Below are 16,267 nucleotides of genomic sequence, written 5' to 3'. Positions count from 1 at the left end.
GGAGCGCAGCGCCTGCGGACCCCGGCGCGCGGGCACGGGAAGGCGGGACAGCAGACCGTGTCCGCCGCCCCGCCGTCCGCCACCGCGCCGGCCGGCGCGAGCACCCCGGCCGCCGTGCGACGCGCGTCCCGGGCGCGAGTCGAGGTAGCGGCGGGCGCCCCAGCCGAGTACCGCCTCGGCGATCAACGGCCCCAGCGGGCCCTCGAAATGGCTCAGTTGTTCTGCCGCGTTCCGGCAGTAGCGGCACTCGTCCAGATGCTGCTGGACATCCGGCAGGAGTGCGCCGCCCCGGCGGATCGGGACGTCGAGGAGGCGGTTGTAGAAGCCGCAATCCTGGGTGGGCGCGAGTTCGCGATGGGCCTGGACACAGCCTTGGCGGAATGTGTCCCGCGCCTGTTCAAGGGCCGCCGCGGCGATGTCGGTGTCCATGCCCAGCAGCCCGGCCGGGACGCTTAAAGGATCGGCCTCGACCTCGACATGCCACAGCAAACAGCGCGAGGGGGCGGGAAGTGCCTGGAATGCCCGCTCCGCGAGGATGCGATTTTCGGGTGTCATGGACGTCGCGGCGCGCAGCCCACGCCCTCCGGCCGGTTTCTGCAGGGCGGGCAGAACGGCCGATATTCGATCGTCGCCGGACCACTCACGGATGGTGTCGCGCACGGTCACCAGAAGGGCCGGGCGCAGTGCGACGGCCGACTCGCCGAAGGCGAGGCGGTTGAGGGTCCGGTGGAAGGCGGTTCCGGTCACCATCGCTGCGACCTGCGCCGACGAGGCGAGACAGATGACCGCGTAGTCGTGCACCGGCTGGTAGTGCCGCGCCATCAGCAGCGCGACGGAATGGGCGGCGACCTGGCCCTCCGGGCTGCCTCTCAGCGGAGCGGCGAGTGATTCATCGGATTCCCCCGGATCCCCGCCGGGCGGGGGATACGGAGGGCGAGGGGGGTGGGGGGTGGGCACTGAGATGGTTCCTTCCCACGCATGTGACACACAAAGGTCATGCCGCCGAAAAAGGAGGCCCGGTTGGTGCGTACCTCTTTTGGCGCGGCGCGGGAGGTGCGAATTCACCGACGGCGAATCGGACGCGGTCCACAAATCACGTGCGACACCCGGCCATTCCCCCCGCACGCGCGTTTCACTCTTCCACAACCCCCACACGGCCAACAAGGCACCCGGACAACATCCCCGCCATTGACAGAAAGTCAGAAACGGGGAACGGGCGTACGCGGCTCGCACCCTTTTTCGACATTTCCCTGCGGCCTGTGTGAATCGGGCACCGCGCCCGTTCGTCAGATCTGCCAGGAACGCAGCCGGTCCGCCGCGCCGTACACGTCGGTGGTGCCGGACAGCAGGTCGCGGGCGAGGTCGACCAGCGCCCCGTACGGCGGGTCGATGCCCACGCCGCTGACGAACATGTACGCCACGGCGGTCGCACAGGCGAAACGGGCGTTGGCCGAGGGCAGCGGCCGGAGCACGGTGATGGTGTGCAGCAGCGCGGCGGCCCGCCAGGCCGGGTCGGAGTTCACCCCGAGGCGGGGCGGGTCGACCCGGTGCCGGGCGACGGCGGCGACCAGCGCGGAGAAGTCGTTGACGGTGGGCTGGTCCGGCAGGACCTCCTCATGGCGCTGAAGCAGCCAGGGCACGTCGATATGGATCACGGGCGCCATGAGTCAGGCGGCCCGCCCTTCGCCCTTGGCGGGCGGTTCGTCGTCGGGGAACGCGGCGGCGAACTCGTCGGCGTGGGTGGAGAAGAACCGGCGGAAGGCCTCCGCGCCTTCCTGGAGGGCCCGGTGGCGGGCTATGTCGGCCGCGGCCGCCTCTCGCACGAGCGCCTTCATGGACGTACCGCGCTCCTTGGCGATCTGCCTGAGGTCCTCAAGTTCGCGGTCGCTGAACTCCACGTTGAGAGCTGGCATGCCTTCACGGTACCGCTCGGGTACTGACTCGTAAATACCCCCAGGTCAGTGCGGCTGCCCAGTGGTACCGGGGCAGTGACGGACCTGAGATGTGGGTCACATCGGCCCGTGCGATGTCACATTCCGGGGCCCTGCCCGGCTCGCAGTGGTGAGCGCGCCAGAGGAGGCCCCCGCATGACCGAGAGCTCCGTATCCGGCACCGGCACCCCGCTCGACGCGGCGACCGGGGTGTTCGTCGACCATCGCGAGCTGCTGTTCGGCGTCGTCTACAACATCCTCGGCAGTGTCGCCGACACCGAGGACGTCCTCCAGGAGACCTGGCTCTCCTGGACGGCCCGCGGCGGCGGCGCACCCCTGGCCAGTGTCGACAACCCGCGCGCCTACCTCGTCCGGGTGGCCGTCAACCACGCGCTGCGCCGCCGTGCCGTGATCAGCCGCCGCCGGGAGACGTACGTGGGCCCGTGGCTGCCCAAGCCCCTGGTCACCGATGACACCGGGACCGCGGAGGATCCGGCCCTGCGTTCGGAATCGGTGTCGCTGGCGATGCTGGTGGTCCTCGAGTCGCTCACGCCGCTGGAGCGGGCGGTGTTCGTACTGGGCGAGGTGTTCGGTTACCCGCATGCCGAGATCGCGGAGATCATCGACCGCTCCCCCGCCGCCGTACGGCAGTTGGCGCACCGGGCCCGGGAGCACGTGCACGCGCGGCGCCCGCGGTACGAGGCGCATCCGCGGGTGCGGCGAGAGGCGACCGAGCGGTTCGTGCGCGCGGCGCTCGGCGGGGACATCGCCGAACTGATGGAGGTCCTCGCGCCGGACGTCACGGCGTGGACGGACGCCGGCGGCAAGCGCCGGCGGGCGAGCCTGCGCCCGGTGCACGGCCGGGACAAGGTGACCCGTCTGCTCACGTCCGGCCGCGGCGGCCCGGACCGTCCCGTCTGGCGCTACCGGCGCGTCAACGGCGACGACGCGGCGGTGCTGTTCGACGGCGACGCGCCGTTCGCCGTGCTGGTACTGGACCTCACCCCGGACGGCGACCGGGTACGCGGCATCTATGTGGTGGCCAATCCGGACAAGCTCGCCCACCTCCCCCGGGCGGCGGCGTGAGCGCCGGACGCGGCGAGCGCCTCGCCGACTGGTTCGACGGACGGCTCGGCACCCGCACGCTGGGCAGGAAGTACCTGCGCAAGGTGTTCCCCGACCACTGGTCGTTCCTGCTGGGCGAGGTCTGCCTGTACAGCTTCGTGGTGCTGGTCCTCACCGGCGTGTACCTGACGCTGTTCTTCCACCCGTCGATGAACGAGGTGACGTACCAGGGGAGTTACGTCCCGCTGAACGGTGTGCGGATGTCCGAGGCGTACGCGTCCACGCTGGACATCAGCTTCGACGTGCGCGGCGGGCTGCTGATCCGGCAGATCCACCACTGGGCGGCGCTGGTCTTCGTCGCCGGGATGCTGACGCACATGATGCGGCACTTCTTCACCGGCTCGTTCCGCAAGCCGCGGGAGGTCAACTGGCTGTTCGGCTGGCTGCTGCTCTTCCTCGGTCTCTTCGAGGGACTGTTCGGCTACTCGCTGCCGGACGACCTGCTCTCGGGCACGGGCCTGAGGTTCGTGCACGGCGCGCTGCTGTCGGTGCCGATCGTGGGGACGTACCTGGCGATGTTCCTGTTCGGCGGCGAGTTCCCCGGCGACGACATCGTGGCCCGCTTCTACGCGCTGCACGTGCTGCTGATCCCCGGGGTCATGGCGGCGCTGATCGTGGTCCACCTGCTGCTGGTCGTGTACCACAAGCACACCCAGTTCGCCGGGCCCGGGCGCACCGAGCGCAATGTCGTGGGCTCACCGTTCATGCCGGTGTACCTGGCGAAGGCGGGCGGCTTCTTCTTCCTGGTGTTCGGGGTGCTGACGGTGATGGCGGCGGTGGCCACGGTCAACCCGGTGTGGTCGTACGGACCGTACCGCGCCGACCAGGTGTCCACGGGCGCCCAGCCCGACTGGTACCTCGGCTTCGCCGAGGGCCTGGTGCGGATCATGCCCGGCTGGGAAATCACGCTGTGGGGGCACACGCTGGTGCTGGGTGTGCTGATCCCGATCGTGGTGTTCCCGCTGCTGCTGGTCCTCATCGGCGTGTACCCGTTCCTGGAGGCCCGGTTCACCGGCGACCGGCAGGAGCACCATCTGCTGGACCGGCCGCGCAACCGCCCGGTCCGTACGGCGATCGGGGCGGCCTGGATCAGCCTCTACCTGGTGCTCCTGGCGGGCGGCGGCAACGACATCGTGGCGACCCGCCTCCACCTGTCGATCAACACGGTGACGTGGGCGGTGCGGATCGCCGTGTTCGTCGTCCCGGCGGCCGTCTTCACCGTCACCCGGCGCATCTGCCTGGGGCTGCAACGGCGCGACGAGGAACTGGTGCGGCACGGCCGCCCGACCGGCGTGGTCAAACGGCTGCCGCACGGCGAGTACGTCGAGGTGCACGAGCCGCTGGACCAGGCCCGGCTGCACACGCTGACCGCTCACCGAAGGCCCGGGGAGCCCGTCGGGCACGATCAGCGCCGGGCCCTGGCCGGGCCCGGTCAGGAGTGAGCGCGGCAGAACTCGCGGACGGTCCGGTTGAACGGCTCCGGCGCCTCGATGTTGCTGAGGTGCCCGACACCGGGCAGGACGACCAGCGTGGCCCGCGGGACCGCTTCGAGGAACTGGCGGGCGACGGTCTCCACGGGTGAGCGCGCGTCGAGCTCGCCCCACAGCAGCAGCGTGGGCACCTCGATCTTCGGCAGCAGATCGCGCTGGTCGGCCTCGGCCATGACGGTGAGCTCGGTCCGTATGCTCCGGGCCCGGGTGTCGGCCGACATCACCGACAGCAGGCGTACGGCCTCGGCGGACGGTTGCCCGGCGAAGAGGCCCGGCATGGTCGGTGCGAACACCTCGGCAGGGACGGCGAGCATCCGTTCCGCGCCCTCGACCCGTGCCCGCACGTCCGCAGCGGGCAGCGAGCCCTTCCAGCCCGCGTAGGTGTCGACGAGGAGCAGGGTCCGGACGAGCTCGGCGTGGTGCCGGTAGAGCTCCAGCACGACGGTCCCGCCCCAGGACAGGCCGAGGACATGGGCCGGGCCGAGGTCCAGGTCCTCGATGACGGCGGCCAGACAGCGGGCGTAGTCGGCCAGGGTGAAGGACAGCGGTACGTCGGAGGAGCGGCCGGCGCCCGGCTCGTCCCAGGCGACGACGGTGAACTCGTCGGCCAGGTCCCCGGCCTGGCCGACGAACAGCCGGGCGTCCGTCGTGGCGCCGTGCGCGAGCACGAGGGGCGGGCCCTGGCCCACCCGGTCGTACGCGACCTCGATGCCGTCGACCCGCACCGCTGGCATGACACCAGGCTACGCGCGCGTGCCGGGGGCGTCCTGTCGGCGGACTCCCCCGGCACGCGGCACCGCTGCCCGGTCCGTCCCTACCCTTGGTCCGCCACGAAGGAGGCCATGCGGGTCAGGGCGGCGTTCCAGTTGATCGTGTGCTCGTTGGTCGACCAGGACTGGATGTCGTCGATGTAGCAGAACTGGCCGACACAGCCCTGGAGTTTGCTCTGTGCGAAGGGGTCCTGAATGCTCGAGTTCGGCCCGCCCGCGAGGGTGCCCTTCGGCGGGTTGGGCTGGGCGGGGTCGAGCTGGCGGGCGTACCAGCGGCTGTGCTGGTTCTGCGCGCTGACCTCGCCGTAGCCGGTGACGTAGGAGATGTTCAGCGCGTTGCGGCCCAGGATGTAGTCCATGCTCTGCAACGCGCCGTCCCGGTACTTCGAGGCGCCGGTGATGTCGTACGCGGTGGCCAGGACGACCGCGTTGTTGAGCACCTGGTGGCTGGAGCCCCAGTCGTAGGTGTTGCCGTCCGGCGCGTACGGCATGCCGTAGGGGTGCGCCTTGAGGGTGGCGAGGTAGCGGTCGGCGCCCTTGACGACGGACTGGCGCACGGCGTCCCGGCCGGGAAGCCTGCTCGGCACAGTGGCGAGGTCGAGCCGGCCCGCGACGCCGGTGCGGGCCCAGTCGAAGCCGATCGGCTTGAAGATGTCGGCCGTGTGCACCGGGGACTTCGCGACGTACTCCTCGAACCGCTTCTCCCCGGTCGAGAGGTACAGCTCGGCCGCCGCCCAGTAGAAGTCGTCGGCGACGTCGCTGTCGGCGTAGGCGCCGCCGCCGACCCCGTCGCTCTCTGAGGCGTGGCGGTCGGGGTGGGCGAGCGCCGCCGCCCAGGCCTTGCGGGCGGCCGCCAGTGCCTTGCCCGCGAACGCCTTGTCGTAGGGCCGGTACATCCGGGCGGCCTGCGCCGCCGTGGCGGCCAGGTTGAGGGTGGCGGCGGTGGAGGGCGGGTGCAGCTCACGCTTCTGCGGATCGTCGTGGGGCATCAGCGGCAGGCCGGTCCACTGCTCGTCGTGCATCTTGTGGTGGGCCATCCCGGCCAGCGGCTTGCCGTCGGGCACCTGCATCTTCAGCAGGAACTCCAGCTCCCAGCGGGCCTCGTCCAGGATGTCCGGGACCTTGTTGCCGCTCTCCGGGATGGCGAGGGTGCCGTCCCCGAGCTTGTCCGCCTGCCCGGTGCGGGCGTGCCGGGCGCGTTCGTAGGTGCTCAGCAGCTCCCAGGTGGAGATGCCGCCGTTGACGACGTACTTGCCGTGGTCGCCCGCGTCGTACCAGCCGCCGCTGACGTCGAGGGTGTAGTCGCAGACGCCGGGCTGGCAGGGCACGGAGGTGTCGCCCTTGTTGGGTGCCACGCCGACGTGACCGGCGGGGCGGCCGTAGCCGGGCCGCAGGTCGTCGCGTATCGCGAGGCCGCTGCGCTGCGTGTAGTAGTACTTCGCCGAGTCCAGCCGCAGCCGCTCATAGGCCTTCGCGCCGATGTCGAAGGGGCGGCTGGTCTCTCCGTCGGCGACGAGTGTGAAGCCCGACCCCCTGGTGCGGAACGCGCCGAAGTCGATCGAGTGGACGTTCTGCCCGGAGGAGGCGTCGACCCCGCGCGGCAGGGTCGTTCCCCGGGCGACCACCCTCCCGTCGGAGTTCTTCAGCTGCCAGGGCAGCTTCGCCGTGGCGTCGGTGACCAGGGTGGCGTTCTTCGGGCCGGCCGGCAGATAGCCGACCTGGTTCACGCGGACCCGGGGCCCGGTGTCGGGCTCGTACGGTTCCGGCGTCACCCCGCCCAGCAGCGAGACGTCGTCCATGCAGAAGCGCCAGGCGTCCGCGCTGCCGCCGAGCTGGAAGCCGACCTGCCCCTGAGCGGTGTCGACGGGCGAGGTGAAGGTGTACGAGTAGGTGTCACCGGAGACGCTGAGCTGCGGTGTCACCTCGTGGTAGGTGTCGTACGGCGACACCGACAGGCCCACGATCGCCCGCACCACGTGCCCTGCGGGTGTCCCGGTGGCGCTGAACGAGAAGCGGTACGACTCCCCCTTCACGAGGGTGATGTCGTTCTGCCCGACCGCGGCGTCCCAGCGGTTGGTGGTGCCGCCGGGGACGTCGGCGCAGAGCCGGCCGTCGGACAGGCCGGCGGTGACGTTGCTGGTCGTCCACCAGGGGTCGGTGGTGGTGTCGAAGGTGCCGTTCCTGACCTGCTCGGCCTCTTCGGCCCCGGCCGGCGCGGCGGGCAGCGCGGTGAGGGCGGTCGCCAGCAGGGCGGTCAGGGACAGCAGTGCGGTTCTGCGTCGTTTCACGTCCGGGCTCCTCCGGGAGGTGCGGGTGGCGCTCGACGTGGGAGCGCTCCCAAATGCGGATGCTGGCCATGGTTGTGGTTGATGTGACACCCCGTCAACGGTCGGGACGGGACTGGCTGTTCACCGCCCGTCCGGACCGGGGCGACCTAGAGGGCGTCGATCCGGCTGATGCGTATCGCGCCACGCGCCTCGTCGGGGTGTCGGCTCGTCAGGGTGAGCCGGATCCGGGAGCCGCGCAGGGGCGCGAAGGTGATCGCGGTGGGGGCGTCGGAGGCGGCGGCCCAGCTGATCCCGGCGTCCCGCGCGGGCTGCCACGCCCGGCCGTCCCAGACCGCGACCTCGATCGTCGCGGGCAGGCTGTGCGTGGCGTCCACCGTGAAGGAGACGTCCACCCGGTGGAAGCCGCGGGTGCGCCCGTGGTCGACCGAGACCCAGTCCTCGGCCCGCGCTCCGTCGAAGGCCGGCAGCAAGGGCGTGGCCTGCTTGAAGAAGCCGTTGGACCAGCCCGTGGCCGGATCGCCGTCGAGCATGGCGGCGGGCAGGGTGTCCGGGCGGCCGGAGTAACCGGCATCCGCGTGCGGGTGGTCCACGGGAGCCGGATGGTCCGGCCCGAAGACGGGCGGGATCGTTTCGGCCCGGTCTCCGGCCGGAGTGGCGCGGACGGTCGCGGTGCCGGTGCGCAGCCCCTCGGCGCGGGCGGTCACCTTCACCGCGCCGGCCTTCGTGCCGGACCGGACGATGGCGAGGGCCTTGCCGTGGAAGGCGGTCCGGGTGCTCGCCTGGTAGCGCTCGGCGCTCTCCTGGCGGCCGTTGTCGAGTCCGGCGAGGGAGCCGCCCGCCACCTCGAAGGAGAGCAGGTGCTCCGCGTCGGGCACCACCACGCCGCGCCGGTCGACGACCTCGGCGGTCACGAAGACCAGGGAACGGCCGTCCGCGGCGAGGGACGTGCGGTCCGCGGCCAGGCGTATCGAGTGCGGCGCTCCGGCGGTGCGCAGCACGTCGGTCGCGACCACCTTGCCCCCCTGCCGGGCGACGGCCTTCAGTTCACCCGGCGCGAAAGGCACCCGCCACGTGAGGTGGAGCTTGCCGGCACTGCCGTTCGGGCTGGTGTAGCTGCCGGGATAGGGGCCGTCGGTGAAGGTCTTGTCGTCGCCGGTCGCCTCGGTCGTCTCCAGGTAGGTGCGGCCGTCCACGGTCTTCTTGGTGTCGAAGCGCCGTACGCCCAGGGACTTGCCGTTGAGGTACAGCTCGACGGTGTCGACGTTCGCGTACGCCCAGACCTCGACCGTGTCGCCCTCCCTGTGGTTCCAGGTCATCGGGAGCAGGTGGACCATCGGCCGCTCGGTCCACTGGCTCCTGAAGAGGTGGTACATGTCCTTCGGGAAGCCCGCGGTGTCGACCGCGCCGAAGAAGGACGCCTTGACCGGGAAGACGTCGTAGGGCGTGGGCTCGCCGAGGTAGTCGATGCCGGACCACAGGAACTGCCCGGCGAACCACTTGCGGTCCCGGTCCTTCTTGTGGCCGTACTCGCCGCTCATCGTCCAGGAGGCGAGGTTGTTGTCGTAGGAGGAGGTCGCGCGTCTGCCCGGTGTGTGGTTCTCGCCGGTGTTGAGGTGCTCGGGCTCCTGGTAGGCCCCGCGGGTGGAGGTCTCCGAGGAGGACTCGGACTCGAAGAGGAACAGGTGCGGGTAGGCCGCGTGCAGCTGGTCCACCGACTTGGCGGTGTTGTAGTTGAGGCCGAGGCCGTCCAGCTTGGCCAGCATGAGATCGGCCGCGGAGCCCTTGGCGGGCAGGCGGCGGTACTTGTCGGAGCCGATGACCAGCGGTCGGGTGTCGTCGGCGGCCCTGATCGCGTCGATGATCCGGTCGGCCATGGCGAGGCCCGCGGTGGAGGTGGAGTCGGGGACCTCGTTGCCGATGGACCAGCTCAGTACGGCGGGCGAGTTCCGGGCCGCCAGCACCATCTCGGTGGCGTCCTTCTCGCACCACTCGTCGAAGAAGCGGCCGTAGTCGTACTGGTTCTTGCCGGTGCGCCAGCAGTCGAACGCCTCCACCAGCATGACGACGCCCAGCTCCTCGCAGACCTGGATCACCTCGGGCGCGGGCGGGTTGTGGGAGGTGCGCAGGGCGTTGACGCCCATGGACCGCATGATCTCCAGCTGCCGGCGGACGGCGTCGATGCTGACGGCCGCACCGAGTGCGCCCAGGTCGTGGTGGAGGTCGACACCCTTGATCTTGTGATGGGTGCCGTTGAGAAAGAAGCCCTCGTCCGGGTCGAAACGGAAGGTGCGCAGGCCGAAGACCGTGCGGTAGGTGTCGGTGGTCCGGCCGCCGACGCGCAGTTCGGTGTGCAGGGTGTAGCGGTGGGGGGTCTCGAAGTCCCACAACTCGGGGCGCCGGACGGTGAGTTCCTGGGTCTCGGTCTCGGTCCGCTCGGTGGTGACGGCTGCGGCGGAGGAGGTACGGGCGACCGTCCGGCCCTTGCGGTCGACGATCCGGGAGACGACCTCGACGTCGGCGTCCGTGCCCGAGGCGTTGACGACGGAGGTGGCGACCCGTACGAGGGCCCGCTCGGCGGAGATCTCGGGCGCGGTGACGCGGGTGCCCCAGCGGGCCACGTGCACCGGCTCGGTGATCACCAGGCGGGCCTCGCGGTAGATGCCGCTGCCCGAGTACCAGCGGCTGCTGGGGAGCCGGTTCCGGACATGGACGGCGAGCACGTTCCCGGTGGTGCCGTCGGTGTGGACCAGGTCGGTGAGGTCGAGGGCGAAGCCGGTGTAGCCGTAGGGGTGGCGGCCGGCCTCCTTGCCGTTGCAGTAGACGGTGGAGTCCATGTAGACACCGTCGAACTCCACCGAGACGCGCCTGCCGGCGAGGGCGGGCGGCAGGGTGAAGGCCAGGCGGTACCAGCCGAGGCCCCCGGGCAGGAAGCCGGTGCCGCTGGTGGTGCCGTGCTCGGTGGTGGGGGTCTGCTCGATGCTCCAGTCGTGCGGGACGGCGGTCTCTCGCCATCCGGAGTCGTCGTGGCCGGGAAGGTGGGCGTCGGCGTAGGCGCCGGTCGGGTCGGTGATGCCGCCCGGGTTCACCAGCGCGAAGCGCCAGCCGTCGCGCAGTGCGACGGTCCGGCGGCCGGAGGCACCGCGCGACTCTCCGGCGGCCCACGCCTCCGGAGCGAGCAGCGCTCCGGCCGCCGGCGTGGCCGCGGAGGCGAGCAGGACCGATCTGCGCGTGACCGACATGGCGGCTCTCCCTCATGAGAAACCAGAAGCACTCACAACTGATCGCGAACAAACAGATTCTGTCGACCTGTCACACATGACCGTCAAGGGTCCGGGAGCGCCCTTCTGCCTCAGGGGTCACTTCGACCGGATCTGCGCCTGGTCTCCGGGTGCGCGGTCGGCACGGGGGTTACCGGTCCACGTCGGGTGGCTACGGACTACGCTGGAACTCAACTGGCTTCCCTGTTCACTGTGAGTGTCCGTATGGAGTCGCGACGATGAGCCCGGACGAGGTGTTCGACGATGGCGTGGCCGCCCGTGCCGTCATCGCCGTCGACGGCACGCTCACCGAGTGGAGCGAAGGCGCCCGCCGGCTGCTGGGTCACACCGCCGCCGAGGTCGTGGGCCGCCCGGCCGCAGCACTGCTCGCCGACGGCGCGGAGCTCCCGCCCGTGCCGGAGGACTCCCGCTGGAGCGGCACCCTCACCCTGCGCCACCGCGACGGCCACCCGGTGTCCGTCTGGGTACTCGCCCATCGCAGGCCCCCCGAAGGACCCGAGACGACCGAGTGGCTCGCGGTGTCCCCGCCGGAGGCCACCGGCCCCGGACTGCCGGACGACCCGCTGGTGCGCCTGGCCCTGACGCAGTCGCCCTGCGCCACGATGATCTTCGACGAGCGGCTGCGGCTGCGCGGCGTCAACGAGGCCATGGCAGACCTCCTGGGACTGCCCGCCGGGCGGGTGCTGGGTCTGAAGCCCACCGACGTCGGCAGCCGGCCGCAGAACTCCGAGCTCGAAAAGAATCTGCGCCAGGTCCTGGGCACCGGCCGGCGGCAGGACATGCAGACGTACATGAAGGCCACCGGCGAGAGCCGGGCCGCGCACGCCTGGCTGGCCAGGATGGCACCGCTCACCGACGGGGCCGGCCAGGTGCGCGGCGTGTGCGTGACGGCCCACGACTTCTCCGACCAGTACCGGGCGCGGGAGCGGCTGCAACTGGTCAACGAGGCGAGCGTGCGCATCGGCACCACCCTCGACGTCACCCGGACGGCCCAGGAGCTGGCGGACGTGTGCGTTCCCGCGCTCGCCGACTTCGTCAGCGTCGACCTGCTGGAGGCACAGGAGGCCGGCGGCGAGGCTCCCGGTCCGCCGGCCCCGCCGGTGCAGCTGCGCCGGGCCGCCCACCAGTCGGTCAACCGGGGCAGCCCCGAAGCGGCCGTCAAGCCCGGGCAGGCCGACGTCTACCCGGAGAGCTCCCCGCAGGCCGCCTCGCTGGCCGTGGGGCACACCGTCGTGGCCTCGGGCTCCTCCGGCGACCTGGGGCAGTGGCTCGCCTGGGACCCGGTGCGTTTCCAGCGGGTCCAGGAGTACGGCATCCACTCCACGATGTCCGTCCCGCTCCAGGCCCGGGGCACGACCCTCGGCGTGGCGGTGTTCACGCGCTTCCGGCGTCCCGAGGAGTTCACCGACGACGACGTGCTGCTGGCCGAGGAGGTCACGGCCCGGGCCGCCGTCTGCATCGACAACGCACGCCGCTACTCGCGCGAGCGCGAGACGACCCTCACCCTGCAGCGCAGCCTGCTGCCCCGCACCCTGCCGCACACCGCCGCGGTGGAGGCGGCCTCCCGCTATCTGCCGGCCACCCGCTCCGGCGTGGGCGGCGACTGGTTCGACGTGATCCCGCTGTCCGGGATGCGGGTCGCCATGGTCGTCGGCGACGTCGTCGGCCACGGCATCCAGGCCTCGGCCACCATGGGCCGGCTCCGCACCGCCGTGCGCACCCTCGCCGACATCGACCTGGCCCCCGACGAACTGCTCACCCACCTCGACGACCTGGTCGTCCGGCTGTCCCAGGAGTCCGGCGGGGACCACGGCGCCGGAGAGGTGGGCGCGACCTGCCTCTACGCGGTGTACGACCCGGTGTCGCGACGCTGCAACCTGGCCCGGGCGGGGCATCCGCTGCCCCTGCTCGTGCCGCCGGACGGCCCGGCCGAGCAGCTGGACCTGCCCTCGGGCCCCCCGCTGGGCGTCGGAGGGCTGCCGTTCGAATCCGCCGAGGTGGAACTGCGGGAGGGCAGCGTCCTGGCGTTCCACACGGACGGGCTGCTGGCGAGCCGCGAGCGGGACGTCGACGCGAGCGGCCGGATGCTCCGCGAGGCCCTGTCGGCGCCCTCCGACTCCCTGGACGAGACCTGCGACCGCGTGCTGCACAGCCTGCTCCCGCCGGGCGGCTCCAGCGACGACGTGGCCCTGCTGCTGGCCCGCACCCGCGGCCTGCCGTCCGCCCAGGTCGCCACCTGGGACATCCCCGCCGACCCGGCACTGGTGGCCCCCATCCGCAAGCAGGTCGTCGGCCAGCTGGAACGCTGGGGGCTGTCCGAGGCCACGTTCACCGCCGAGCTGGTCGTGAGCGAACTGGTCACCAACGCCATCCGCTACGGCGCCCCGCCCATCCGGCTGCGGCTGATCCACGACGCGGCCACCCTGATCTGCGAGGTGTCCGACACCAACCACACGGCTCCGCACCTGCGCCGGGCCAAGACCTGGGACGAGGGCGGCCGCGGTCTGCTCCTGGTCGCCCAGCTCACCCAGCGATGGGGCAGCAGGCACACCGCCGAGGGCAAGACGATCTGGTCGGAGCTGGCCCTGCTCGACGACGAGATCTGAGCAGGTTCCGCCGGGCCGGGCCGGTGCGACGGCGGGGCCGTCGAAGGGCTCTTACCCAGGCCTGGTTTCATGAGCGGGCACGAACGATCGCGTCCCGGAGGACCCGCCCTGAACACCCCGCTCGCCGAAGTCCTGTCCGTGACGCTGCTGGCCGCCGTGCTGGTCTGGGCCGTCGCCCGCCCGAAGGGGCTGCCCGAGGCCGTGCTGGCGGTGCCGGCCGCAGGGCTCGCCCTCGCCCTCGGCGTGATCTCGCCGGAGCACGCCTGGGAGGAGGTCCAGCGGCTGGGGCCGGTGGTCGGTTTCCTCGCGGCCGTGCTGGTACTCGCCCACTTCTGCGACGTCGAGGGGCTGTTCACGGCGTGCGGGGCGTGGATGGCGCGCTGGGCCGCCGGACGCCCCACCCGGCTGCTCACCGCTGTGTTCGCGCTGGCGTCCGTCATCACGGCCGTGCTCAGCCTGGACGCGACCGTCGTCCTGCTCACTCCGGTGGTGCTCGCCACCGCCACCCGGATGGGGGTCCGAGCCCGGCCGCACCTGTACGCGTGCGCCCACCTGTCGAACACCGCCTCACTGCTGCTGCCGGTCTCCAACCTGACCAATCTGCTGGCCTTCACCGCGAGCGGGCTGAGCTTCACCCGCTTCGCGGCCCTGATGGCACTTCCCTGGCTGGTCGCCATCGCCGCCGAGTATCTGGTGTTCCGGCGCTTCTTCGACGACGAACTCGCGGCGCCCCTCCCCTCCCCCGATCCCGCGCCGCGTCCCGAGCCGCTGCCGATGTTCGCCCTCGTCACGGTCGGCTGCACGCTCGCCGGGTTCGTGGTGGCCTCCGCCGTGGGGATCGAACCGGCCTGGGCCGCGACGGCCGGGGCGCTGGTGCTGGCCGGCCGTGCACTGCTCAGGCGGCGAGCGACGCCGCTGACGGTGGTGCGGTCCGCCTCCCCGGCCTTCCTCGCGTTCGTGCTCGCGCTCGGTGTCGTGGTGCGCGCGGTCGTCGATCACGGGCTCGCCGACGCGCTGCGGCGTGTGCTGCCCGACGGGTCGGGGCTGCTCATGCTGCTGGGCGTGGCCGCGCTGGCCGCCGTCCTGGCGAACCTCATCAACAACCTGCCCGCGGTGCTGGTGCTGCTGCCCCTCACCGCCGGGGCCGGTCCCGGTGCCGTGCTGGCGGTACTGCTCGGCGTGAACATCGGCCCCAACCTGACCTACGCCGGATCACTGGCGACCCTGCTGTGGCGGCGGATCGTGCAGCAGCACGGGCACCGGGTCGGGCTCGGGGAGTTCACCCGGCTCGGGCTGCTCGCCGTACCGGCCGCACTGGTGCCGGCCGTGGTGGCCCTGTGGCTGTCCCTGACCGTGGTCGGGGTCTGAGCGCACGCCCGGTCAGCGGCGGCCGTCTCCGCCGTAGCCATGGCCGCCATCACCCGATCTTTTCAGTTGTAGCCGCCGGGGCCGTATCCGTGGCCGGGGTAGCCGTCTCGCGGGTTGCCGTACCGGCCGTCCGCGTCGCAGTAGTAGCCGTGGCGGTCGCAGGGCGATGCGGTGGCGGCGGGGCTGCTCGGCGCCGGCTCCGGGGCCGGGGAGGTCACGGACGGCGCCGGCGGGCGCTCGGGGGTCTTCGACGGGGTGGGGGCCGGCGTGGGGCGCGGGGCCGGGACGGCCGCGTTCCAGTTGACGGCCTCCATCCGGAGGTCGGCCTTGGAGGTGTCGATCACCCACCGCTGGGCCTCGTCGCCCGTCCGCGCCTTCAGGACCAGGGCCCCCGAGCCGTTGGTCGCGGCCGGGGCCAGGGCGAGGTCCTGGTCCCAGCGGGGCACGAGAGCGCCCTGGAGGGTGAAGTCGTAGCGGATGTTCTTCGGGTCCGGCCGGGACGCGCCCGCACAGGGGGCCAGCCGCACCGAGTAGCCGAGCTGTGAGTCCAGGCACAGGTCGGGGGCGGCGCCGTTGCGCAGCCGTCCGTCGGTCTCGTACGTCCATTGCTGGGCGGCGTCCGCTGAGCAGGTCGTGAGTTCGGCCTCGCCGTCCTCGACGGCCTTCTCGCCGTCGATGCCCACGCACAGGCCCGAGGCCACGTTGTGCAGCCGCCCGCGCAGAGCGCCCTTCGCGGCCTCCTCCGCCCCGGCCCAGGACGGGTCGGTGGTCGCTCCGCCCGCCTCGGAGTCGGGTGCTCCCCCGGAGGGCCGGTCGGCACCGGCCGGGGCGCCGTCGCCGCCGTTGCCGGTGGACCACAGGACCAGCGGCAGGACGACGAGGCCGCTGACCGTCAGGATGCCCACGGTGAGGTTGCGTCGCCGGGCGGCACGGCGGGCCGTCCGGTGGGCGGATCTTCGCGCCGCGATCCGGGGGCCCGGGGAGGCGGAGACGGTGACGGGCGGCGGTGCGGAGAGACTCCCGCCGGTCGTGACCGGACCGCGGGGCCTGTCGAGGGGTGTGCCCACCGCCGTGGGAGGGGGCGGCACCGCCGCCGGGCCGCCCGGATCGGTGAACGACTCCCCGACGGTGCCGGCGAGGGCGACCGGGTCCGGGAAGGCCCCGCGCCCCTCACCGGTCGGCCCGGGGAAGGGCTCACGCCCGGTCCGGACCGGATCCGGAAAGACCTCACGCCGCTCACTGGCCGGCTCGGGGAAGGATTCACGCGCAGGCGGGACCGGGTCCGGAATGATCTCGTACGCCATGCCGGCCGGGTCCGGGAAGACCTCGCGCGCCAGGGCCACCGGGTCCGGGAACAGCTCGCGTGCCGCGGCGGCAGGGGTCGCGGCGGCGGCCGCGCCGGCCGCTCCCC

General features: G+C 72.2%; 10 protein-coding genes and 1 pseudogene. 4 read left to right on the top strand and 7 right to left on the bottom strand.

The genetic code is table 11. The features are described from left to right. The 3 genes and pseudogenes from GTY56_RS39240 to GTY56_RS39230 all read right to left on the bottom strand — a co-directional run. Positions 1–957: pseudogene (locus GTY56_RS39240) on the bottom strand (hydrolase); the annotation flags it as partial. 329 nt (positions 958–1,286) lie between these two features. Further along, a complete protein-coding gene (locus GTY56_RS39235) occupies positions 1,287–1,664 on the bottom strand; it encodes a hypothetical protein (RefSeq protein WP_031110699.1) in 378 nt (125 codons plus the stop codon). A gap of 3 nt (positions 1,665–1,667) precedes the next feature. After that, positions 1,668–1,913 (bottom strand): hypothetical protein, encoded by a 246-nt coding sequence (locus GTY56_RS39230; RefSeq protein ID WP_062930854.1) that lies wholly within the window; start codon positions 1,911–1,913, stop codon positions 1,668–1,670. Positions 1,914–2,087: 174 nt separating this feature from the next. Between GTY56_RS39230 and GTY56_RS39225 the strand changes: the two genes are divergently transcribed. Continuing rightward, positions 2,088–3,017 (top strand): sigma-70 family RNA polymerase sigma factor, encoded by a 930-nt coding sequence (locus GTY56_RS39225; protein WP_161370025.1) that lies wholly within the window; start codon positions 2,088–2,090, stop codon positions 3,015–3,017. Continuing rightward, positions 3,014–4,498 (top strand): cytochrome bc1 complex cytochrome b subunit, encoded by a 1,485-nt coding sequence (gene qcrB / locus GTY56_RS39220; RefSeq protein ID WP_161370024.1) that lies wholly within the window; start codon positions 3,014–3,016, stop codon positions 4,496–4,498. The genes GTY56_RS39225 and qcrB overlap by 4 nt, the downstream gene beginning before the upstream one ends. On the opposite strand, the gene GTY56_RS39215 is transcribed toward qcrB, so the two are convergent. The 3 genes from GTY56_RS39215 to GTY56_RS39205 form a co-directional block, all read right to left on the bottom strand. Beyond that, positions 4,489–5,280 carry an alpha/beta fold hydrolase gene (locus tag GTY56_RS39215; RefSeq protein ID WP_161370023.1) on the bottom strand — a complete coding sequence of 264 codons (792 nt, stop codon included), beginning with the start codon at positions 5,278–5,280 and terminating at the stop codon, positions 4,489–4,491. The genes qcrB and GTY56_RS39215 overlap by 10 nt on opposite strands. Positions 5,281–5,360: 80 nt before the next feature. Then, positions 5,361–7,604, bottom strand: a complete 2,244-nt coding sequence (locus tag GTY56_RS39210) for a glycoside hydrolase family 9 protein (protein ID WP_161370022.1) — start codon at positions 7,602–7,604, stop codon at positions 5,361–5,363. 146 nt (positions 7,605–7,750) lie between these two features. After that, a complete protein-coding gene (locus GTY56_RS39205) occupies positions 7,751–10,843 on the bottom strand; it encodes a glycoside hydrolase family 2 TIM barrel-domain containing protein (RefSeq protein ID WP_161370021.1) in 3,093 nt (1,030 codons plus the stop codon). Positions 10,844–11,100: 257 nt separating this feature from the next. Between GTY56_RS39205 and GTY56_RS39200 the strand changes: the two genes are divergently transcribed. Continuing rightward, positions 11,101–13,488, top strand: a complete 2,388-nt coding sequence (locus tag GTY56_RS39200) for a SpoIIE family protein phosphatase (protein ID WP_161370020.1) — start codon at positions 11,101–11,103, stop codon at positions 13,486–13,488. 69 nt (positions 13,489–13,557) lie between these two features. Continuing rightward, entirely contained in the window at positions 13,558–14,856 is a 1,299-nt protein-coding gene (locus GTY56_RS39195; protein ID WP_161370019.1) for an arsenic transporter, read from the top strand. A gap of 62 nt (positions 14,857–14,918) precedes the next feature. Here GTY56_RS39195 and GTY56_RS39190 read toward each other — a convergent pair. Next, positions 14,919–16,267 (bottom strand): RICIN domain-containing protein (locus tag GTY56_RS39190; RefSeq protein WP_161370018.1); only part of this gene is annotated, 1,349 nt, incomplete at its 5' end.

Source organism: Streptomyces sp. SID5643, from assembly GCF_009872555.1.
Taxonomy (GTDB): domain Bacteria; phylum Actinomycetota; class Actinomycetes; order Streptomycetales; family Streptomycetaceae; genus Streptomyces; species Streptomyces iakyrus.
Note: the sequence above shows the minus strand (reverse complement) of the source record. Positions and strands in the feature narration are given on the sequence as shown.